20 protein-coding genes are annotated in these 19,918 nt (G+C 29.7%); 12 read left to right on the top strand and 8 right to left on the bottom strand.

Going from position 1 to position 19,918, the window contains the following annotated elements; all coding sequences use genetic code 11:
- Positions 1–359 precede the first annotated feature (359 nt).
- Both J3359_RS02360 and J3359_RS02355 read left to right on the top strand, forming a co-directional pair.
- Positions 360–2,804: a M1 family metallopeptidase gene (locus J3359_RS02360; RefSeq protein WP_208079151.1), complete on the top strand. Its 2,445-nt coding sequence runs from the start codon at positions 360–362 to the stop codon at positions 2,802–2,804.
- Positions 2,805–3,066: 262 nt separating this feature from the next.
- Positions 3,067–4,404, top strand: coding sequence for a transposase (locus J3359_RS02355; protein ID WP_367890392.1), 1,338 nt, complete (start codon positions 3,067–3,069; stop codon positions 4,402–4,404).
- Positions 4,405–4,774: 370 nt separating this feature from the next.
- Here J3359_RS02355 and J3359_RS02350 read toward each other — a convergent pair whose 3' ends face one another.
- A complete protein-coding gene (locus J3359_RS02350; protein ID WP_208079150.1) occupies positions 4,775–5,125 on the bottom strand; it encodes a helix-turn-helix domain-containing protein in 351 nt (116 codons plus the stop codon).
- Positions 5,126–5,473: 348 nt separating this feature from the next.
- Here J3359_RS02350 and J3359_RS02345 point away from each other — a divergent pair, with 348 nt between their 5' ends.
- The 4 genes from J3359_RS02345 (at position 5,474) to J3359_RS02330 (ending at position 9,504) form a co-directional block, all read left to right on the top strand.
- The gene (locus J3359_RS02345; RefSeq protein ID WP_208079149.1) at positions 5,474–6,529 is read left to right on the top strand and encodes a M14 family zinc carboxypeptidase; all 1,056 of its coding nucleotides are present in this window, start codon (positions 5,474–5,476) and stop codon (positions 6,527–6,529) included.
- Between the two features lie 76 nt (positions 6,530–6,605).
- The gene (locus J3359_RS02340; protein WP_208079148.1) at positions 6,606–7,085 is read left to right on the top strand and encodes an Lrp/AsnC family transcriptional regulator; all 480 of its coding nucleotides are present in this window, start codon (positions 6,606–6,608) and stop codon (positions 7,083–7,085) included.
- A gap of 116 nt (positions 7,086–7,201) precedes the next feature.
- The gene (locus J3359_RS02335) at positions 7,202–9,190 is read left to right on the top strand and encodes an alpha-ketoacid dehydrogenase subunit alpha/beta (RefSeq protein WP_208079147.1); all 1,989 of its coding nucleotides are present in this window, start codon (positions 7,202–7,204) and stop codon (positions 9,188–9,190) included.
- 128 nt (positions 9,191–9,318) lie between these two features.
- Positions 9,319–9,504 carry a CPXCG motif-containing cysteine-rich protein gene (locus J3359_RS02330; RefSeq protein WP_208079146.1) on the top strand — a complete coding sequence of 62 codons (186 nt, stop codon included), beginning with the start codon at positions 9,319–9,321 and terminating at the stop codon, positions 9,502–9,504.
- A 43-nt stretch (positions 9,505–9,547) separates the two neighbouring features.
- On the opposite strand, the gene J3359_RS02325 is transcribed toward J3359_RS02330, so the two are convergent.
- Positions 9,548–10,252: a pseudouridine synthase gene (locus tag J3359_RS02325; RefSeq protein ID WP_208079145.1), complete on the bottom strand. Its 705-nt coding sequence runs from the start codon at positions 10,250–10,252 to the stop codon at positions 9,548–9,550.
- A gap of 154 nt (positions 10,253–10,406) precedes the next feature.
- Between J3359_RS02325 and J3359_RS02320 the strand changes: the two genes are divergently transcribed.
- Positions 10,407–10,949 carry a DUF4251 domain-containing protein gene (locus tag J3359_RS02320; protein ID WP_208079144.1) on the top strand — a complete coding sequence of 181 codons (543 nt, stop codon included), beginning with the start codon at positions 10,407–10,409 and terminating at the stop codon, positions 10,947–10,949.
- 146 nt (positions 10,950–11,095) lie between these two features.
- On the opposite strand, the gene J3359_RS02315 is transcribed toward J3359_RS02320, so the two are convergent.
- The 6 genes from J3359_RS02315 to J3359_RS02290 form a co-directional block, all read right to left on the bottom strand.
- Entirely contained in the window at positions 11,096–11,437 is a 342-nt protein-coding gene (locus J3359_RS02315; RefSeq protein ID WP_208079143.1) for a hypothetical protein, read from the bottom strand.
- A 39-nt stretch (positions 11,438–11,476) separates the two neighbouring features.
- Positions 11,477–12,682 carry a DUF58 domain-containing protein gene (locus tag J3359_RS02310; protein ID WP_243765972.1) on the bottom strand — a complete coding sequence of 402 codons (1,206 nt, stop codon included), beginning with the start codon at positions 12,680–12,682 and terminating at the stop codon, positions 11,477–11,479.
- Between the two features lie 211 nt (positions 12,683–12,893).
- Complete coding sequence (locus tag J3359_RS02305; RefSeq protein WP_208079142.1) at positions 12,894–13,898, bottom strand: AAA family ATPase; 1,005 nt, start codon at positions 13,896–13,898, stop codon at positions 12,894–12,896.
- A 3-nt stretch (positions 13,899–13,901) separates the two neighbouring features.
- Positions 13,902–15,113, bottom strand: coding sequence for a DUF4350 family protein (locus tag J3359_RS02300; RefSeq protein ID WP_208079141.1), 1,212 nt, complete (start codon positions 15,111–15,113; stop codon positions 13,902–13,904).
- The gene (locus tag J3359_RS02295) at positions 15,110–15,856 is read right to left on the bottom strand and encodes a hypothetical protein (RefSeq protein ID WP_208079140.1); all 747 of its coding nucleotides are present in this window, start codon (positions 15,854–15,856) and stop codon (positions 15,110–15,112) included. The genes J3359_RS02300 and J3359_RS02295 overlap by 4 nt, the downstream gene beginning before the upstream one ends.
- On the bottom strand, positions 15,856–16,821 hold the full coding sequence (locus J3359_RS02290) for a stage II sporulation protein M (RefSeq protein ID WP_208079139.1): 966 nt from the start codon (positions 16,819–16,821) through the stop codon (positions 15,856–15,858). Before J3359_RS02290 ends, J3359_RS02295 begins: the two co-directional genes overlap by 1 nt.
- A gap of 22 nt (positions 16,822–16,843) precedes the next feature.
- On the opposite strand from J3359_RS02290, the gene J3359_RS02285 reads away from it, so the two are divergent.
- The 5 genes from J3359_RS02285 to arr all read left to right on the top strand — a co-directional run bounded on the left by J3359_RS02285 (position 16,844) and on the right by arr (position 19,904).
- Entirely contained in the window at positions 16,844–17,656 is an 813-nt protein-coding gene (locus J3359_RS02285) for an RDD family protein (protein WP_208079138.1), read from the top strand.
- A gap of 470 nt (positions 17,657–18,126) precedes the next feature.
- Positions 18,127–18,459, top strand: coding sequence for a metalloregulator ArsR/SmtB family transcription factor (locus tag J3359_RS02280; protein WP_208079137.1), 333 nt, complete (start codon positions 18,127–18,129; stop codon positions 18,457–18,459).
- A complete protein-coding gene (locus J3359_RS02275) occupies positions 18,449–18,859 on the top strand; it encodes an SRPBCC domain-containing protein (RefSeq protein WP_208079136.1) in 411 nt (136 codons plus the stop codon). Before J3359_RS02280 ends, J3359_RS02275 begins: the two co-directional genes overlap by 11 nt.
- 11 nt (positions 18,860–18,870) lie before the next feature.
- The gene (locus tag J3359_RS02270) at positions 18,871–19,404 is read left to right on the top strand and encodes a DUF1697 domain-containing protein (protein WP_208079135.1); all 534 of its coding nucleotides are present in this window, start codon (positions 18,871–18,873) and stop codon (positions 19,402–19,404) included.
- Between the two features lie 17 nt (positions 19,405–19,421).
- Complete coding sequence (gene arr / locus J3359_RS02265; RefSeq protein ID WP_208079134.1) at positions 19,422–19,904, top strand: NAD(+)--rifampin ADP-ribosyltransferase; 483 nt, start codon at positions 19,422–19,424, stop codon at positions 19,902–19,904.
- Positions 19,905–19,918 lie beyond the last annotated feature (14 nt).

The following is a 19,918-nucleotide window of genomic DNA, read 5'->3' as shown; positions in this document are numbered from 1 at the left end:
ATTGGGGTGTTTTTTGTTTTAAAATTCTATTAAATGTTTTACATTCTTGTGAAAAAAATACCATAAATACACGAATTTAAGAAAGTAAAAAAATATTATCTAAAAAAAATTAGTAATAAATCCGCACAATATTTCTGAAGTTCATGACATTTTAGGTTTTTTTTGTATTTCACAAGACAAATCCGCAGAAATCTGTGAAATTTGTATCTTAAAATTATCTCAATATAACTCCGTAAATCTCTGTGTTTTCTCTGTAAAACTCTGTGTAATAAAGTACAATTATAAATATTAACTACGCATTAACAACAAAGCTACCTTTATTTACTATTTTTGACTCCTTATAGAAGTAAATTATTTTTATGAAGATTCAGAAATCCTTTTTTTACATTTTTCTATTTATTGTTAGTTTTAGTTTTGCACAAAATTCTACAAATTATAAAGCAGAAAGAGAGAAAGTTTACGATTTAGTTCATACAAAATTAAAGGTAGATTTTAATTTTGATAAAAAAGAATTAAATGGAGAAGCTTGGCTTACATTAAAACCGCACTTTTACAGCACAAACAAACTTGTTTTAGATGCAAAAGCGATGGTAATTAAACAAGTAACTTTAAATGATAAAAAATTAAATTTTACAAACGACGATTTTCAATTAAGGGTAGATTTACCAAAAAACTATACAAAAGACGAAGAATTTACAATTTATATCGAATATACAGCTCGTCCAGAAAAAGTAAAAGACAAAGCAACTAATACTATTTCTACTTCTAAAGGTCTATATTTTATCAATGCCAATGGAGCAGATAGAAACAAACCCACCCAAGTTTGGACCCAAGGAGAAACCGAAGGCAGTAGCTGTTGGTTTCCAACGATTGATGCTCCAAACCAAAAAACATCACAAGAAATTTACATTACAGTTCCTAACAAATACAAAACACTTTCGAATGGTTTGCTGGTAAATCAAACAAAAAACGGAAACAACAGAACCGATTATTGGAAATTCGATAAAAAACATGCTCCTTATTTGTTTTTCTTGGGAGTTGGCGAGTTTGAAGTAATAAAAGATATTTATAAAAATATTCCCGTAAATTATTATGTAGAAAAAGAATATGCGCCTTTTGCAAAAGAAATTTTTGGAAATACCCCAGAAATGATGCAGTTTTTCTCAGACAAATTAGGTGTAGAATTTCCTTGGAGCAAATACAGCCAAATTGTCGTAAGAGATTACGTTTCTGGAGCTATGGAAAATACAACAGCAGTGGTTCATGGAGATCAAGCCTACCAAACTGCAGGACAATTAATAGACGAAAATAAACAAGAAAATACGATTGCTCACGAATTGTTTCATCATTGGTTTGGCGACTTAGTAACTACAGAAAGTTGGAGCAACTTGGCTTTAAATGAATCTTTTGCGAATTACGGCGAATATCTTTGGAGAGCACATAAATACGGAAAAGAAGACGTAGAAATGTATCAATTCGAAAATACAAAGTTGTATTTTGAAGGGCAAAATAAAGATAAAAGTCTAATTCGTTATAATTATAACGATAAAGAAGACATGTTCGATTTAGTAAGCTACAATAAAGGTGGTGCTATTTTACACATGTTGCGAAATTATGTTGGAGACGAAGCTTTTTTCGCAAGTCTAAAAGCATATTTAACGAAGTATAAATACCAAACTGCAGAAGCACATCAATTACGTTTAATTTTTGAAGAAGTTACAGGAAAAGATTTAAACTGGTTTTTTAATCAGTGGTTTTTTGGAAAAGGACACCCGAATATCGAAATTTCTTACGATTACAATATGATAAGAAAAACCGTAACTGTAAATATTCTGCAACAACAAGCAGAAACCTTTCAATTTCCTTTTGCTATCGATATTTTCGAAGGAACCAAAAGAACCAGGCATCATGTTTTTGTGAATGGAAATGATGCTTCGTTTACATTTTCATTTAACAAGCAACCTACATTTATTCAAGTAAATGCAGATGGTGTTTTGTTATGTGAAATTAACGAAAATAAGGTATTGAATGATTATATTTTTCAATTGAAAAATGCACAGTTTTTTGCACATAGAAGAGAAGCTTTACTAGAAGTTGCAAAAAAACAAGAAGAGAAAAAAGCTTTTAATGCAATTGTAGAAGCAATGGATGACCCTGCTTACAAAATAAGAATTTTAGCGTTAGAAAACATAGACTTAATTAACAAATCTGCGAAGAGAAATGCGATTGAAAAAATTAAACAATTAGCAACTAAAGACCCAAAAACATTAGTTCGAGCAAGTGCAATAGAAACTTTAGGAAAATTAATAGATCCTGAAGTAAAACCAATTTTTATAAATGCATTGGAAAGCAAATCGTATGCAGTTTTAGGAAAAGCCTTGGTGGCTATGTATTATATAGATAAACCATTGGCGTTTAAAAAATCGAAAGAATTACCAGATGAAGTTCGTAAAATTTTAGCAACACCTTTAACACGAATATTTATTCAGTCTAATGACGATACAGAATTACCTTTTATCGCAAAAAGTGTAGTTTCTGGAATGTTTTTATTTGGAGATGATACTACAAAAGCACTATATCAAACAGCATTTAAAAAGATTTCTAAAAGTAATGATACTGAGGCAATTCAGAATTTAGTTTCGGATATGGTTGTAAAAGGAAATCAATACAAAAGTTTTAATTTCGATAAAGTTGTCATCAATTTAATGCGAACGATGGTACAAGAACAAGAGAAATCTAAAAATTCTAACAAAATAAAACACGTTGCCATTATTAAAGAAGCAATGGCTAAGTTGTTGGAATAGTAATATTTTTTTTCTTAATTTAAGGTAAGTTCGATATATTACCACCTGATTATTGGTTTCTAATTGTTTTTTCTTAAAAAAATCAATATTATTTAGATGAAGCAGGAAGAAAGATTTTATAAAGGCGCTTTCATAAAACAACGCATCCCTTGTTTTTACGAGGGATTTGTTGTATTTTGTAGCTATAATAAACCCCGAAAATGGCCAATATAGGCAAAAAACGGGGTTTTAATTTCGATAATTATGAAAGTACGAAGAATTTCTGAAATGCAACACCGCATTTCAATTTTTTCCCCTCAGCGAGAATTATGATGCTCATTATGCGCGATTTTTAGAGGGAGATTTAGGTAAAATCTACTCTGCAATTCCTTGGAATGATTTAGTTAGCTCTTTTGGTATTTCTGAACAATCAAAAGGGAGAAACTATCTTTTTAGTCCTAAAGGAAGACTAGGTTTAATGTTTTTAAAACATTATGCTAATTGTTCAGATAGAAAATTGATTGAGCAACTAAACTCGAATTTAGACTATCAATTTTTCTGTGATATAGAACTAGGTTTTGAACGCTTAACAAACTATAAAATAGTGAGCCAAATACGTTGTGAATTAGCAGAGAAACTCGATATTAATTCCATAGAAAAAATTCTATTCAACTCTTGGAAAAACGAAATTGAAAACCCCAATCAAATTGTAATGGATGCTACTTGTTATGAAAGTGAAGTTCGTTACCCTAGCATCCAAAAATTACTTTGGGAGTCGGTTCATTGGTTGTACAATCAATTACGTAAAACCTGCTCTATATTAGGGGTTAAAATGATTAGAAGTAAATATATCAAGTGGAAAAAACGTTATCAAGGATTTAGTAAAATGCGAAGAAAAACCAAGTCGAAACGTATTTCATTAACCCGAGGTTTACTCAATCTGTTAAGTAAATTTATCAACTTTGAAAAAGAGTTGTCAGAAAATCACAATATTGAGTTTATAGCTTTGTATTATAAGCGAATAAATACAATTCAAAGGATTTACAAACAACAAAAAGATCATTTTGATACAGGAGAAAAAATCAAAGATAGAATTGTAAGCATTCAAAAGGATTATATTCGTCCTATTGTTCGAGGAAAGGAAGTAAAACCTGTTGAATTTGGAGCAAAAGTTAACAAAGTTCAAATTGATGGAATTAGCTTTATCGAACATATTAACTTTAATGCATTTCATGAAGGAAATCGTTTTATTCAAACAGTCCAAAAAGCACAAGGATTAACTCGAAAAAAAGTAAAAATAGCTGGAGCAGATAAAATTTATGCCACCAATAAAAATAGAAAACACTGTAGTTCTAAGAACATAGAAACAGACTTTATCCCCAAGGGAAAAAAGCCGAAAAATCATAAAGAAAAAAAGCAACTTAGAGCTATTATCGCAAAAGAAAGAGCTACAAGATTAGAAGGTTCTTTTGGAAAGGATAAAGAATATTATCACTTACGAAAAATAAAAGCCAAAACTAAAAAGAATGAAATTCTATGGATATTCTTTGGAATACACACAGGGAATGCTCTTGAAATTGGCCGAAGAAAAATAGCTAAAACAGCACAACAAGTAGCCTAAATTTGAAGCATTGAATATAGTTTTATGGGAGAGGTATGTCTTGTTGGGAAATTTTTAAGAAACTGAACCCTTAAAACAGCTTTAAAACAAAAATTGAGGGTAGAATTTAAATAATTATGCCCGCAATTTTAGCTGCATTTTTAAAAATAACCTATTTTCTGAATGTGCCTATAAATTGTAATTATAAATTAAGAAATTTCCCCCTATCGTAGAAATACAAAAAAACATAAAATACTGGTTGTTAGTATATAAAACACAATTATACATTATTTCTTAAATAAAACTCACGTTAATTTATATAGTTTTAAATTAGGAGAATGAGTAATATAGTAAGCGAACATACTCCCTTGACAAATTTCATAAATACTTCTTACTTTTTATACTCATCAAAAGTACCATCGTTATAAAAAACCACAATTCTTTGAATCCTTTTTCCTGATACAGGATTAGTGTCGTCAAATAAAGAAGGAGATGGAGTAGTACTCGAGTTTTCTATTTTAGGATAGTTTCCTTTTCCATTTAATAACCAATGAATATCTACATCCAAAAATTCGGAAGTTACTTTTAAAATAAAATCTAGACTCGGTTTATTTCTTCCTGACAAAATGTGCGAAATACTGGAACGTTGCACACCTACTTTATCTGCAAAAGTAGAAGCAGATAATTGGTGGTATTCCATTACTTTTTTTAGTCTTTCAGTAAATTCAACATTGTTTATCATTGTAACTTATTAACGTATTACAAATGTAAAAAAAACTATATTTAATTACAATGTTAAAGTTTGTTTTCTTTATGGAAGTTATAATATATATTAATTAATAACTTTAAGTAACAATTGTAATATACTAAAAAACAATTATTTAATTTTAATAAATAGATAATATCGATTATATCAATTATGCTGATTGTGTTTTGTAACGAATGAAAATTCGTTAGTTTACAAAAGTAACAAATTGTTACAAAACTGTAATTTACATTTGTAACAATCTTGCAATTTACAATTGTAACATTTTAGTTTGATTACAATTGTGAATGCAGTACTTTTACGTTATAATTTTGTTCTTATACAATGAAGATATTAGCCAACGAATTTTTAGAATCTATTTATCAAAATGAAAAAGAAAGTACTCTTTCTGGAAAATGGATTACTTATAAAGACATCGAAAATCTTTTTAAAAAATACCAACCAACTTTCGAAGTAACACAAATTGGAACTTCTGAAGAAGAAAAACCAATTCAGCAATTAAAAATCGGAACAGGTTCTAAAAAAATTCTTTTGTGGTCGCAAATGCATGGAAACGAAAGCACAGGAACCAAAGCATTATTCGATTTATTCAATTGTTTTTTAAATAATAGAGAAGAGCTTTCGACAATTTTAAAAGCATGTACATTGGTTTTTATACCTATGTTAAACCCAGATGGAGCCCAAGTGTACACAAGAATAAATGCGAATGGTATAGACTTAAACAGAGACGCAGTAGATAAAAAAGCAAAGGAAAGTAAATTGTTGCGTAAAATTTTAGAAGAATTCAATCCACAATTTTGCTTTAATTTACACGATCAAAGAACTATTTTTAATGTCGAAGGCACTAAAAATCCTGCAACTATTTCTTTTTTAGCGCCTTCAGAAGAAGTAACCAGGTCTTTAACAAAAGGAAGAACAGAAACCATGAATGTAATTGTAGCGATGAATAAAATGCTACAAAATGTAATTCCTAATTATGTGGGTAGATATACAGACGAATTTTACCCGACAGCAACTGGAGATAATTTTCAAAAATTAGGTTTTAACACCATTTTAATTGAATCTGGGCATTTTCCAAACGATTATATAAGAGAAGAGAGTAGAAAATATACATTTTTTTCAATTTTACAAGGAATTTATCATATTGCAACTGCCATTAATTTTAATCTTTATAAAGAATACTTTTCAATACCTAATAATAATAAAATTTTCTACGACGTAATTCATAGGTATCCAAATTCTAAAGATGATGTTGCTTATCAATATCAAGACATAATTATGAACAACAAATTAGTTTCAAAATTGGTAAAAGTAGACGAAAAAGTGTTAAAGTCGAAAATAGGACACTCCGAAATCGTTTTCGAAAGCGAAAAATTTTAGATATTTCTCATTATTCTTATTGTTCAATTAAATTTTATTCATAAATTTGCACTATTAATTGAATAATACATAATATATGAAAAAGTTTATCTTAGACGAAATCGACCATCAAATTTTAGATATTTTAATTGAAAATGCAAGAACACCTTTTACAGACATCGCAAAACAGCTATTAGTTTCTGCAGGAACCATTCATGTTCGTGTTAAAAAAATGGAAGACGAAGGTATTATTCAAGGCTCTACACTAACATTAAACTACGAAAAAATGGGCTATTCTTTTATCGCTCATGTTGGTGTGTATTTAGAAAAAACATCTATGACACAGAGTGTTATCGAAAATTTAAGATCAATTCCAAACGTAACTGTAGCTTATGTAACTGCAGGAAAATATAATATTTTCTGTAAAGTAAGAGCTAAAGGAACAAACGATGCAAAAGACATTATTTATCAAATAGATGATGTTCCTGGAGTAAACAGAACAGAAACAATGATTGCTTTAGAAGAAAGTATTAATGATAAAAAGAGAATGATGCACGCTATTTTTAAAGAATTATAGTCGCATTTCAACAAATAAAACGTCGTAAAAATCTCTATCTATAAAATGATAGAGATTTTTTTATGGATTATACTTCTTTATCAGTAAGTTTGTTTTGATTATGAAATCTATATTTTATGACTGATAAAATTATCTATACTACAAATTCTATCAATAAAAAGAAGTTATTAGAATTGTATAAAAATATGCTAAAACCTCGTTTAATTGAGGAAAAAATGTTAATTCTTTTACGTCAAGGTAAAATTTCGAAATGGTTTTCTGGAATAGGGCAAGAAGCAATTTCTGTAGGAGTAACTTCTGCTTTGTATAAAGAAGAATATATTTTACCAATGCACAGAAATTTAGGCGTTTTTACCACAAGAGAAATTCCTCTACATCGTTTATTTTCTCAATGGCAAGGAAAAATGAGCGGTTTTACCAAAGGTAGAGATCGAAGTTTTCATTTTGGAACACAAGAATACAATATTGTAGGCATGATTTCGCATTTAGGACCTCAATTGGGTATTGCAGATGGAATTGCACTCGCCAACATACTAAAAAACAACAGCAAACTTTGCGCCGTTTTTTCAGGTGAAGGTGGTACAAGTGAAGGCGATTTTCACGAAGCTTTAAATGTAGCCTCAGTTTGGAATTTACCCGTTTTATTTTGTGTGGAAAATAATGGTTATGGCTTGTCTACACCAACTTCCGAGCAATTTAATTGCGAACATATTGCAGATAAAGGAATTGGTTATGGAATAGAAAGTTATATAATCGATGGTAATAATATTCTAGAAGTATTTTCGAAAGTAAGCGAAATTGCAAAAAGTGTTCGAAAGAAACCACGACCTATTTTGTTGGAATTTAAAACATTTCGAATGCGAGGTCATGAAGAAGCGAGTGGAACAAAATACGTTCCACAAGATTTGTTAGATTTATGGGCGGCAAAAGATCCATTAGAAAATTATCAAGCATTTTTAAAACAAGAAAATATTTTAACCGAAAAATTAGAAATTTCCTATAAAGAAGAAATTATTCAAGAAATAAATGAGGGTTTAAAAACAGCATATGCAGAAAAAGCTATTGTTTCAAACCAAAAAATAGAGCTGAGTGATGTTTATAAAAAATACGATTACAAAGCAATTTCTCCATCTTTAGAAAAAAAGAATGTTCGTTTTATTGATGCTGTTTCTGAAGGTTTGTATCAATCTATGGAAAAATACGACGATTTGGTAATTATGGGGCAAGACATTGCTGAATATGGGGGTGTTTTTAAAATTACAGATGGTTTTGTAGAAAAATTTGGAAAAAAACGTGTTAGAAATACACCAATTTGCGAATCTGCCATTGTTTCTGCTGCTTATGGCTTATCTGTAAATGGAATGAAAGCAGTTGTAGAAATGCAGTTTGCAGATTTTGTTTCCTCAGGTTTTAACCCGATTGTAAATTTATTGGCAAAATCTAATTATAGATGGAACGAAAATGCAGATGTTGTTGTAAGAATGCCTTGTGGAGCAGGAGTTGGAGCTGGACCATTTCATAGCCAAACCAACGAAGCTTGGTTTACAAAGACACCTGGCTTAAAAGTGGTATATCCTGCATTTCCTCAAGATGCAAAAGGATTATTAATTGAAGCGATTAACGACCCAAACCCTGTTTTGTTTTTCGAGCACAAAGCCCTGTATAGGTCTGTTTATCAAGAAGTTTCCGAAAATTATTTTACAACAGAAATTGGTAAAGCAGCGCTTTTACAAGAAGGAAATAAAATTACAATTATTAGTTATGGAGCTGGAATTCATTGGGTTCTAGAAGCTTTAGAAAAAAAACCTGATATTTCTGCGGATATTATCGATTTACGTACATTGCAACCTTTAGATGTAGATACTATTTACAAATCTGTAAAGAAAACAGGAAAAGCAATCATTGTTCAAGAAGATTCTCTTTTTGGGGGAATTTCAAGCGATATTTCTGCGCTAATTAACGAAAATTGTTTTGAGTTTTTAGATGCACCTGTAAAAAGAGTTGCAAGTTTAGAAACTCCCATTCCTTTTCAGCCAGATTTAGAAAAAGAATATTTAGGTAAGAGCCGATTGGAAAAATCTATTGAAGAATTATTAGTTTATTAAGTTCTACTTATGGAGTAGAAAATTTAGAGAAGATTTTTTTATTAGGACTTCTAAAATTTTAAAAAAATAGACAATAGGTAAATTGTGTTCTGGCAAAAAATAATATTAGTTTTAAAAGAAATAGAGTAGTGGAGCAGCAACATTTTTTTCAATGTCCTTACTGTTGGGAAGAAATTTCTATGATTTTAGATGCGAGTATTCACAGTCAAACCTATATAGAAGATTGCGAGGTTTGTTGTAACCCTATAGAAGTTTCGCCAACTTTTAAACAAGGAAAGTTAATCGATTTTCGTTTTTTGTCTATTGAGCAATAGCATTTTTTACAAATTTTTTCTCTTAAAAAATCTCTTTACTTGTTTACTGTAGTGGATTTTTCCAAGAAAACTCTTTAAATAAAGAAATCCAGTCTTTTGGAAAATTCGCCTTTAAAATTAATTTTTCGGAAGAAAACGGATGTGTAAACTCCAATTTTCCAGCATGCAAAAACATTTTTTTACAATTAAAATTTTCCTCAAACATTACATTATGGTTTTTATCGCCATATTTGGGGTCGCCAATTAATGGATAACTAATTTTATTCGCATGGACTCTTAACTGGTGCATTCTTCCTGTTTTTGGTTTTAATTCCACCAAACTATATCTTGAAGAATTGTAAGGTTTTACAGGAATATTTAAAGTTATTTTTTCTAACGTTTGTAAATAAGTTAAAGCTTCTTTATGTGTGTTGGCGTCTCCTCCTTTTACTGGAGAATCGATTGTTTTTTCATCAGGAGAAAAACCACGTACAATTCCATAATATGTTTTTTCAATTTTGTTATTGGTAAACAGTTTTTGAAACTTAGAAACAAACTCTTTTTCTTTTGCTAACAAAATAATTCCAGATGTTTTTCTATCTAATCTATGAATGGGATATACTTTCAGTCCTTTTTCGTCTTTAATTAATTGTAAAAGTGAAGTTTCTTCAGCAATATTTCTAGAATGGTGTGCATGATGTACCAACATATTATTGGGTTTACTCACGCATAAGATGTGTTCATCTTCAAAAATGATTGTTACACTCATTGGTTGTTTTTGGTTGTCAAAAATAACGTTTAATTTGTTGAAACAAAATATTAAAAAATTGAAAAAAAATATTTTAAATTTATATTTTTTTTTATGAGTTTTTAAAAGCAGATTTTGTAAATTAGAGTATTAAAAGTTTATAAATTAGAATATTATGAGAATAGCAATATTAAGTGTTTTAGTAATTTTTATGAATTGTGGAAGTACTAAAAACACAGCAACTCCACACGAAATAAACGAATTAAAAGAAACCCTAAACAATAAAGAAATTGAAATAACTTTTAATTGGGCAAGACCTTTAGGATTAAATAATAATGTAAGGGGTATAGAAAATTTATTACCTCCAGGAAGCACTGCAAGTAATATTAATCTTGTCGGAAATTCTAATTTTTTCCGAATTAAAAGAGATAGTTTGCATATAGATTTACCTTATTATGGACAACAGCAAATGGCTAGAGGATACAATTCTGAAAGTGGTATTAAATTTGAAGGAGTTCCAGACAAGAATAATAAGGTTTTTGATGTTAAGAAACGTGCCTATATTTTAAAATATTCTTTTAATGACAAAAATGATAACTACAATGCAATACTTACGTTATTTGTTAATAAAAGAAGCGATTTAAGAATAAATAGTAGTAATAGAACTGCGATTTCTTATAGTGGAAATTGGCAAGAACGTATTTTAGAAAAGAAGTAAAAAAAAGGCTGTTTTAAAAAAAAAATTAGAATTTGTAATTTCGACTGCAATGGAGAAATCTTATTTATTGAATTTAAATATTTTAGATTTTTCGACCTCGCTAAAAATAACGGTTAAATTTACTTTTAAGACAGCCTAAGATTAGTTTATTCTTTACCTATTTCAGAAATCTCAAAACCAGATTTTTCAAATTCAATATCTAAACCTCCAGATTTTTTTAATATAAAATTAAGTATCATACATCCAATCCAACCGAAAAGAAATCCTACTACAAAATATAAAACTGGACCAAGAATTACCATAAATATTCCTCCTCCTAACATCATCCCTAATCCAGTACTATCTACACCACTTCCAAATCCTATTAAACTTGTAAATAAAAAACCTAAAGATAGGATTATAAATGTTAACAATGCCATAACACTTCCTACGATAATTCCGTACTTTGTTGCATCTACTTTTTTTAATTTCAATTTTAAATTACTCATTTTTTAATTATTTAGTTAATATTAGTTGTTTTTATAAAATTAGAAAAGCCTTCTAGCCTTCAATTCTAAATACTTGTTAATAGTATCTCCTGTTAAGTTTTTTGGAGATGTTAATACAGATTGAATCCCGTATTTTTTTAGTTCGTTTACAATTCTTACTTTTTCGTACATAAACTTTTCTGCAATAATACTGTCATACACATCTTGTATATTGTTTGCCTTTGTATTTATTAAAGTCTGTAAATCAGTGTTTTTAAAGAAAACTACCAAAACTAAATGATTTTTTGCCAAAGCACGTAAATAGGTAAGCTGTCGATTTAAACCATCCATCGTTTCGAAGTTTGTATAAATAATTAGTAAACTTCTATGCGTTATTTTTCTTTTTATTACGGAATATAATGTGCTAAAATCGGATTCCGAAAAGTCTGTTTTAATATTGTGCAGCCTTTCTGAAATCAAAGACATTTGTGAGCTTCGTTTTTCTGCGACAACCCAATCTTCTAATTTTTTAGAAAACGTAAGCATACCAGCTTTGTCTTGCTTTTTTAAGATTACATTACTAATTGCCAAGGTTGCATTAATGGCATAATCTAACAAACTTAATTCGTTAAAGTGCATTTGCATTGCACGTCCTTTATCGATAATCGAATATACAGGTTGCGATTTTTCTTCTACATATTGGTTGACCATTAATTGGTTACTTTTCGCAGTTGCTTTCCAATTTAGGGTTCTAATATCGTCTCCAGAAACATATTCTTTAATTTGCTCGAATTCTAAAGAATTCCCAATTCTTCTTATTTTTTTTGTTCCGTAAGAAATAGATTGATTCGTAAAAGAAGTAATATCGAAATCTCTTAGTTTTAAGAAAGAAGGGTAGCATTTTAATACTTTTTCTTCTCCAAGAATGTATTTTTTAGTTACTAATTGTAAAGGTGAATTCACATACGCATTGATATGACCGAAATTGTAAACTCCTCTTTCTGTTGGTTTTAAATTATAATGAAGTTTTTTTTCTTCTTTTGGAGTTAAGGTCAATCGAAAAATAAAATCTCTTTTTTGAAACTGAAAAGGCAACTCTTCAATAATAGAAATGTGAGTTTTAAAAGAATAATAATTATTAGTTTTTAGTGTTATTTTATTTTCATCGCCATTAGACAATCTTTCAGGTAAAAAACGTGTGATTGTAACTCCTTTTTTGATTTTGTAAAGTAGAAATAAATCCACAAAAACTAAAAAACTAAGCACAAACAGTAATACTTTAGAAATTTCAAAAAATACAGGTATAAAAAAACCGAACACAAAGAGTACAGCAATACCTCCTAAATAATAGAAGAATTTATTGTGAAGAAATAAAGTTTTGTAAAAATACTTCAAAATATTGTGTAAATATTAATTGTTTAATTTTAAACTGGGACTGAGACTGCCAACTGCAGACTGAATACTGTCCTCTAAAAAACTAACGTGGAATCTCCACAGTTTCAATAATTTGTTCTATAATTTGTTTACTGGTTAAACCTTCCATTTCTCTTTCTGGTGTTACAATTACCCTGTGTTGTAAAACCGGAATTGTGGCTCTTTTAATATCTTCTGGTGTTACAAAATCTCTTCCTTCAATTGCTGCAAAAGCTTTTGATGCGCCTAATATAGCAATACTTGCTCTTGGTGAAGCTCCTAAATATAAAAAGGAATTAGAACGTGTGTTCACCACAATATTTGCAATGTATTTTAATAGATTTTCTTCAATGGTAATTTGATTGATCAAACCTCTAAACTCGATAATTTTCGAAGCAGAAATAACTGTTTCTATTTTACTAATTTTAGTGGTGTTTAATAAAGCTTGCTCTTTTAATATAATCTCAAATTCTTCTGCTGCATTCGGATAACCTACATTAATTTTAAACAAAAAACGATCTAATTGCGCTTCTGGCAAACGATAGGTTCCTTCTTGTTCTATTGGGTTTTGTGTCGCCAAAACTACAAAAGGTTCTTCCATTGTATAGGTTGTACCATCGATTGTTACTTGTTTTTCTTCCATTACTTCAAACAAAGCTGCTTGTGTCTTGGCTGGAGCACGATTAATTTCATCAATTAAAATCATGTTCGAGAAAATAGGCCCTTTTTTAAACTCAAACTCTGTGGTTTGTAGATTGTAAACAGAAGTTCCTAAAATATCTGATGGCATTAAATCTGGCGTAAACTGAATTCGACTAAAATCTACAGCAATGGTCTTAGAAAGTAGTTTTGCAGTAATGGTTTTAGCAACTCCTGGAACTCCTTCAATTAAAATATGGCCGTCTGAAAGTAACGCCACCAAAAGCAAGTCTAACATGTCTTTTTGCCCCACAATTACTTTTTTTAACTGTTGTTTTATTAGAAAAACATTTTCTTGTAATTCCTTTAAATCGATTCTGTTTTCAAACTCAATTTTATCGGGAGTTTGTTCGTTGTTTTGTGCTTCCATATATTATTTATTAAAGAAATTTTTTATCATTTTATGTAATCCTATTAACTCTTCTTCAGAACATTCGGCTCTTTTATTTAAAGTAATAATAGTATTGATTAAGTATTTTGTTTTCTGTAGTTCGTTTCCAGATTTTGCCGCTAATTTATGTATAAAATCTTCATTTAAATTGTTGGTGTTTATCAAATATTTAGAACGGACTTTCTCCAAGAAATAGCCAATTTTCTTATCTACTAAATTCTTATGATTGTCTTCATTCAAATACAAATTGGCAATGGTTTGAGTAAATGCTACTGTGGTATTTTTTAAGGGTTCAATCTCTGGAATTACACGCTGTTTTCTTCTCGCGTTAAAAAGCATAAATAGTAACAAACCAATTAAAGAAACCACTAAAAACCATGTAAGTGTTGGGTGTTGTAAAAAGAATTTAAAAACCGAAGGCTGACTTTTGTGATTACTAGAGTATTTGCTCGATTTTATGTGAGCATCCCATAAAACTTCCTGATTTGGTAAGTAAGAAAGTAGGTTTGCTGCATACTGTTCTTTACCATTCAACATATAATAATTTGTAAACACAATAGGGTTTGTGTGCAAATAAAAAGCGCCTTTTCCATGATAAACCTTTATAAAATTGGGTACTTTTTCTCCACCAACTACTGTGGTTCCTAAGACTTCTGTTTTAGTATCGCTATATTGAAGAAAATAATTTCTACGTATATTTCTATCAAATTTAAAGGGTTCTTTGCCAAAAGCAGGGTTTTTTAAGTAAAACTCGCCTTTTAATTCTTTTAAAGCACTAATATTCCAAACATTTTTATCTAAATTATTAGTAGTAAACTCGAGTTCTTCTTTAAACCTTTCATCAAAAAAGTTCAACGCTATAAATGCTGAATTTCCTTGTGATACAAAGTTTAACAACTCGTCTATTCCTTCTTTTGTTTGATGATAAGCACTGTGCTTTATCAATATATAATTTCTTGTTGTTGTAGAATCTTCAGGGTTATCAAATAATAAATAATCGTAAAAATTCTCCTCTAAAAAAGTAATTCTTTCTCTTGGAAATAGGTTGGTGGCTTCTTCTGAAATAATGTAGTTTCCAAACGGACTTTTTTCTTTCTCTCGAAAGTTTTCTTGCCAATTTGTTTTTTTACAGCTTGCAAATAATACAAACAAAACTAAAATGGAGCTATATTTTAGGTACGTGAATTTTATCATTTACCAACCGAGTTTTTAAATGATTTATATTTCTGCTGTACATTCTCGAAATTCGCTTTATCTATCGTAAACTCTCCATACCAAACATAGGTGTAAACATAAGATAGGTAAGAGAATTGTTCTCTTAATTCTTTGTTTACTAGCTCAAAAGTGTATTCAGTATTTGTTTTTTCTTTGTGATAATCGATTAGTTTTTTATTTGATAATACTTTTAAAACAGATAAATAATAATAACGAATGGCAAGCCTGTAATTACTATTTGCAATTGCTTTATTTAACAAAGATTCTAAATCTATGTTATGAATATCTTCATCTTGGTACACCAATTTCTCTGCAGTTTTCTTTTTTCCTTTTTTAAAGTTCCAAAAGCCAATTTCTGTTCCTAAAGCTATTTTAAGAATTACAAAGATGATAAAGCCAGCTAATAAAAAAGGAAATACTATTTTTAGAAAAGAAACAAATGCTCTTAAAAAAACTAAATTTATAGGAGGGGAGTCGTTTTTTTCTGGAGCTTCTTCTGTGTAAATAAAATCTTTATCAGCATATTTTGTCTTTAAATTCTCTGTAAATTTTCTTTTTTCTGAATAGGCAATCGATTTTATATATATTGTGGAGTCTTTTACAACAGGTTTCGAGTCTTTTATAGAATCTCGTACAACTTCTATGGAATCTTTTTCAGTTTCCTGAGAAATTGAAATTCCAGAAACCAGCAAACAAAAAAGAAGTAAAGCTATTTTTTTCATTAACGCAATTGGTGTTTTCTTGCCACTTTAAAAGGCAGTATTAAATAATAATAACCAATGGTTCCTAAGCTAAAAAAGATAATTGCAAAACAAAAAATCGTAGGCATTGTATTGGAATATCTTGTTACATAGCCTTCTAAAAATGCGGCTGCTAACGTAAATGGAATGGTACTTATAAAAATGTAAAAGGCATTTCGAACGCCTTTTTTAAAGGACTCAAAACGTTTTAAAGTTCCTGGAAATAAAATACTTGCCCCAATAATATAACCTGTTGCTGCTTCTATAATAATTCCGAATATTTCGTAGGTTCCATGAATCCAAATTCCTTTTAAACTATCGAATAAACTGTTATATTGATAGAAAAAAGCTTGAAAAACAGCCACCATAATTGCGTTTACCACAATATAATAGCCTGTTCCCAACCCTAAAAATAAGCCAGATAAAAACATATTTAAGCCAATTCGTTGATTATGGTTGTAAATTCCTATAAATGTACCCCAATTGCTACCACCTTTATAAACAGCCATGGCATCGCCACTTTCTATATTTTCGATAGTTTGGTCTACATATTCGTTTCCTAAAATTTGTCTTGCAAAACTTTCATCATTAAAAGTGGAAAGCAATCCAATAAAAAAACAGATAAAAAAGAAGGCAAAAGACAAATAAATGTACTTTCTGTATTGATAGGCGAGTAGTGGTACTTTGTCAAAAAAGAAGTATAAAAACACGTTTTGGTCTCTTCTTTTAGAATAATAAACTTTATCGAAACTACTCTTAGCTAGTTTGTTAAGGTAAGAGGTAACCTTGCTTTTTGGATAATAGGTTTGTGCATATACCAAATCGTTCATAATTTTTATATGCAGGTTGGCTATATCGTCTGGACCTTTTTTCTTTTTATTTGAAATTACTTGTTCAAATTCAAGCCATTTTTCTTTATTTTGCTTTATAAAAGCGACCTCTCTCATTAAGAGCGAATTTAACCATTGCATGAAAACACTCCAAATAAAAACTGCACAAAATGTAAACATTAAATTTACGCTTGCCAATGTTGGTTTACGCTTGTTGGCATTTGCAGTAGATAATGTATTAAAGTTTGTGTATTTGTATATTGTGTACAAAATTTTTGACTTTACAGCCATTGAAAAAATGTTTAATGGTGATAATTGGACAGTGCAAGCGATTAGTGTGTTGGTTTTAGCTCCAATTACATTTTATTCTTTGTATACCGAAATTTTGTTGGACGGACAAACCATTGGAAAAAAGTTGCTAAAAATAAAAGTAATTAACGAAGATGGATTTAAACCCAGTATTTCCGATTACATAATGCGTTGGTTTCTTAGAATTGTAGATTTTAACTTGTTTGTTTTAATTGCGATTTATATTTTTTCTGTTGGAATGCCTAACGAAGATCTTATTGTTGGTTTGCTGTTTGTATTCGGAAAATTGGTGGGCTTATTGCTAATTATCTTTACCAATAAGAATCAGCGATTTGGAGATATTATTGCAAATACAGTAGTTATTTATTTAAAAGATGAAGCGAAATTTTCTGATACCATTTTGGTTAATCTAGAAAATGAATATAAACCAACATACCCAAATGTTATTCAATTGTCTGACAATGATGTTCGTATTATAAAAGACACGTTTAAAAGCGCGAAGAAATTAAACGATTTTAAAATACAAACAAAACTTCGTTCTAAAATACAAGAAGTTACAGGAATTGTTTCTAAACATAAAAATGACACCGAGTTTATAGAAACTGTATTAAAAGATTATAATTATTATACCCAAAGAATGTAGGGATGGGGTTTTGAAATTTTCTATTTAACATAATATAAATTATAGTACAAAAATAATATTGATATTTAGGTATTGTATTTCTGGTGGTTATTGTGGTTATTGTGGATTATTGTTCTTGTATATTTATTTTTTTATGAAAATGTTTTACTGTTTAAATGTAATTGCTATTTAATTCTGTTTTACTTTATTTTATAAAGTTATTTATTTTTAAATTGTTTAAGATTTATTAGACGTGACGTTGATATGACGTTGATATGACGTTGATATGACGTTGACATGACACCAGTGTCTCTTTTACTTTTTCTTTATTTTCTTTTTTGGATATAGTTTTTTAGGTTTTTGTTACTTGCAACCATTTAAGTACAACTGTATTAACAATTCCAACTAAATTTTTACTTCCTGCAAAAAAAATGAAAAATATTTGCGTAGTTAAATAACTTCACATATGTTTGTAGTCAAATAACTTCATAATGAAATTAAGAAGAGACATTTTTCAAGCAATTTCCGACCCAACAAGACGAGCGATTTTGGTATTGCTAACATCACAAACAATGACAGCAGGAGCAATCGCCGAAAATTTTGATGCAGCACGACCTACCATTTCCAAACACATTCAGATTTTGAACGAATGTGAACTCGTAGAAGCAAACCAACAAGGTCGAGAAATCTACTACGAGTTGAAAATCGATAAGATGAAAGAAATCGATAAATGGTTGGAACAGTTTAGAAAAATTTGGGAAAACCGTTTTGGACAATTAGACAATTTATTATCAACACTTAAAAACAAAAAAGATGAAAAATGAGATTAAGGTGTCTGCAACCATAGAGGCAGACGTGAAAAAAGTTTGGGATTACTACACTAACCCAAAACACATTGTCAATTGGAATTTTGCAGACCCATCTTGGCATTGCCCAAATGCTACTAATGATTTAAAGGTTGGAGGTGAATATAAAGCAAGAATGGAAGCAATAGATGGTAGTTTTGGGTTTGACTTTGAAGCTATATATACCAAAGTTACTGAGGGTAAAGAATTTACTTATGAATTTGGTGGTAGAACTGCTAATGTAAAATTTAATAAACTGAATAACCAAACTGAAATAATAGTAGTCTTTGAGCCTGAAAGCGAAAACCCAGTTGAAATGCAAAAAGAGGGATGGCAAGCTATTCTTGATAATTTTAAGACATATACCGAAAAGACTTAAAACAAGAAGATATGGAACGTAAAACGTATTGTGCTTTTCTGCGGGGGGTAAATGTCAAGGGAACTAATATGAAAATGGCAGAAGCTTGCGCTGTATTTGAGAAGGCAGGAATGGAAAATGTATTATCGGTATTGGCTTCGGGCAATATCTTGTTCACTTCCGCCAAAGGTAAAAATGAGTTAAAAGCTTTATTGGAAAATGCAATGTCCGCTTACTTTAGTTATGAAGCCTTTTTGTTCTTAAAAAACAAAATGGAGATTGAGACAATTTTTCACAAAAACCCTTTTGAAAAGCATCCCGATTTTCACATTTACAGCTTTGTAGGCGTAAAAGAAATTGAAAATACTTTAATGGAAACATATGAAAATGTCGAAAAAATTGATGGAGAAAATGCTCTTATTATAGCAAGCAATTTTTATTGGAAAGTCCCAAAAGGAAATACATTGGGTTCTGAATTTGGAAAAATTTTGGGTCGTAAAAATTTAAAGGACAAATTCACTTCCCGCAACTTGAACACTTTTGAAAAAATTCTGAAAAAGATATAACATCTTAAAATTACAAAATGAATAATAAAGATAATTCAGGTCGACTTAATAAAACTGGAACATTAAAAAGTAAGGTGCAATCCTTTACAGTACATCGTCCATTCCAACAAACTTACTTTCATGGCACAAAAGCCGATTTAAAGTTGGGGGATTTAATTAAAGTTGGATACAATTCTAATTATGGGCAACAAAAGGAAGCAAAGTACATTTTTTTGTCTGCAACTGTAGATGCTGCTATTTGGGCAGCTGAATTAGCATTAGGTAATGGTTATGAGAGAATATATTTAGTTGAACCGACGGGTATGATTGAAAATGACCCAGATTTAACTGATAAAAAATTTGAAGGAAATCCTACAATGTCTTATCGTTCTGAAGAACCATTTTTAGTAGTAGGTGAAATTACTAAATGGCAAGGGCATCCAAAAGAACAAATACAGGCAATGAAGGAGCATTTGATTTCCTTAAAAGAAAAGGGAATAAACTCTCTTAACGATGAATAAATTAGTAATATTTT

The organism is Polaribacter cellanae (genome assembly GCF_017569185.1).
GTDB classification, from domain to species: domain Bacteria; phylum Bacteroidota; class Bacteroidia; order Flavobacteriales; family Flavobacteriaceae; genus Polaribacter; species Polaribacter cellanae.
This window is presented reverse-complemented; position numbering and strand designations above follow the sequence as displayed.

Excerpts from the sequence above, each read along its gene's own strand:
- J3359_RS02360 (WP_208079151.1), top strand. The coding sequence starts at position 360 with ATGAAGATTCAGAAATCCTTTTTTTACATTTTTCTATTTATTGTTAGT.
- J3359_RS02350 (WP_208079150.1), bottom strand. The coding sequence starts at position 5,125 with ATGATAAACAATGTTGAATTTACTGAAAGACTAAAAAAAGTAATGGAA.
- J3359_RS02345 (WP_208079149.1), top strand. The coding sequence starts at position 5,474 with ATGAAGATATTAGCCAACGAATTTTTAGAATCTATTTATCAAAATGAA.
- J3359_RS02340 (WP_208079148.1), top strand. The coding sequence starts at position 6,606 with ATGAAAAAGTTTATCTTAGACGAAATCGACCATCAAATTTTAGATATT.
- J3359_RS02335 (WP_208079147.1), top strand. The coding sequence starts at position 7,202 with ATGACTGATAAAATTATCTATACTACAAATTCTATCAATAAAAAGAAG.
- J3359_RS02325 (WP_208079145.1), bottom strand. The coding sequence starts at position 10,252 with ATGAGTGTAACAATCATTTTTGAAGATGAACACATCTTATGCGTGAGT.
- J3359_RS02320 (WP_208079144.1), top strand. The coding sequence starts at position 10,407 with ATGAGAATAGCAATATTAAGTGTTTTAGTAATTTTTATGAATTGTGGA.
- J3359_RS02315 (WP_208079143.1), bottom strand. The coding sequence starts at position 11,437 with ATGAGTAATTTAAAATTGAAATTAAAAAAAGTAGATGCAACAAAGTAC.
- J3359_RS02305 (WP_208079142.1), bottom strand. The coding sequence starts at position 13,898 with ATGGAAGCACAAAACAACGAACAAACTCCCGATAAAATTGAGTTTGAA.
- J3359_RS02300 (WP_208079141.1), bottom strand. The coding sequence starts at position 15,113 with ATGATAAAATTCACGTACCTAAAATATAGCTCCATTTTAGTTTTGTTT.
- J3359_RS02295 (WP_208079140.1), bottom strand. The coding sequence starts at position 15,856 with ATGAAAAAAATAGCTTTACTTCTTTTTTGTTTGCTGGTTTCTGGAATT.
- J3359_RS02290 (WP_208079139.1), bottom strand. The coding sequence starts at position 16,821 with ATGAGAGAGGTCGCTTTTATAAAGCAAAATAAAGAAAAATGGCTTGAA.
- J3359_RS02285 (WP_208079138.1), top strand. The coding sequence starts at position 16,844 with ATGAAAACACTCCAAATAAAAACTGCACAAAATGTAAACATTAAATTT.
- J3359_RS02280 (WP_208079137.1), top strand. The coding sequence starts at position 18,127 with ATGAAATTAAGAAGAGACATTTTTCAAGCAATTTCCGACCCAACAAGA.
- J3359_RS02275 (WP_208079136.1), top strand. The coding sequence starts at position 18,449 with ATGAAAAATGAGATTAAGGTGTCTGCAACCATAGAGGCAGACGTGAAA.
- J3359_RS02270 (WP_208079135.1), top strand. The coding sequence starts at position 18,871 with ATGGAACGTAAAACGTATTGTGCTTTTCTGCGGGGGGTAAATGTCAAG.
- arr (WP_208079134.1), top strand. The coding sequence starts at position 19,422 with ATGAATAATAAAGATAATTCAGGTCGACTTAATAAAACTGGAACATTA.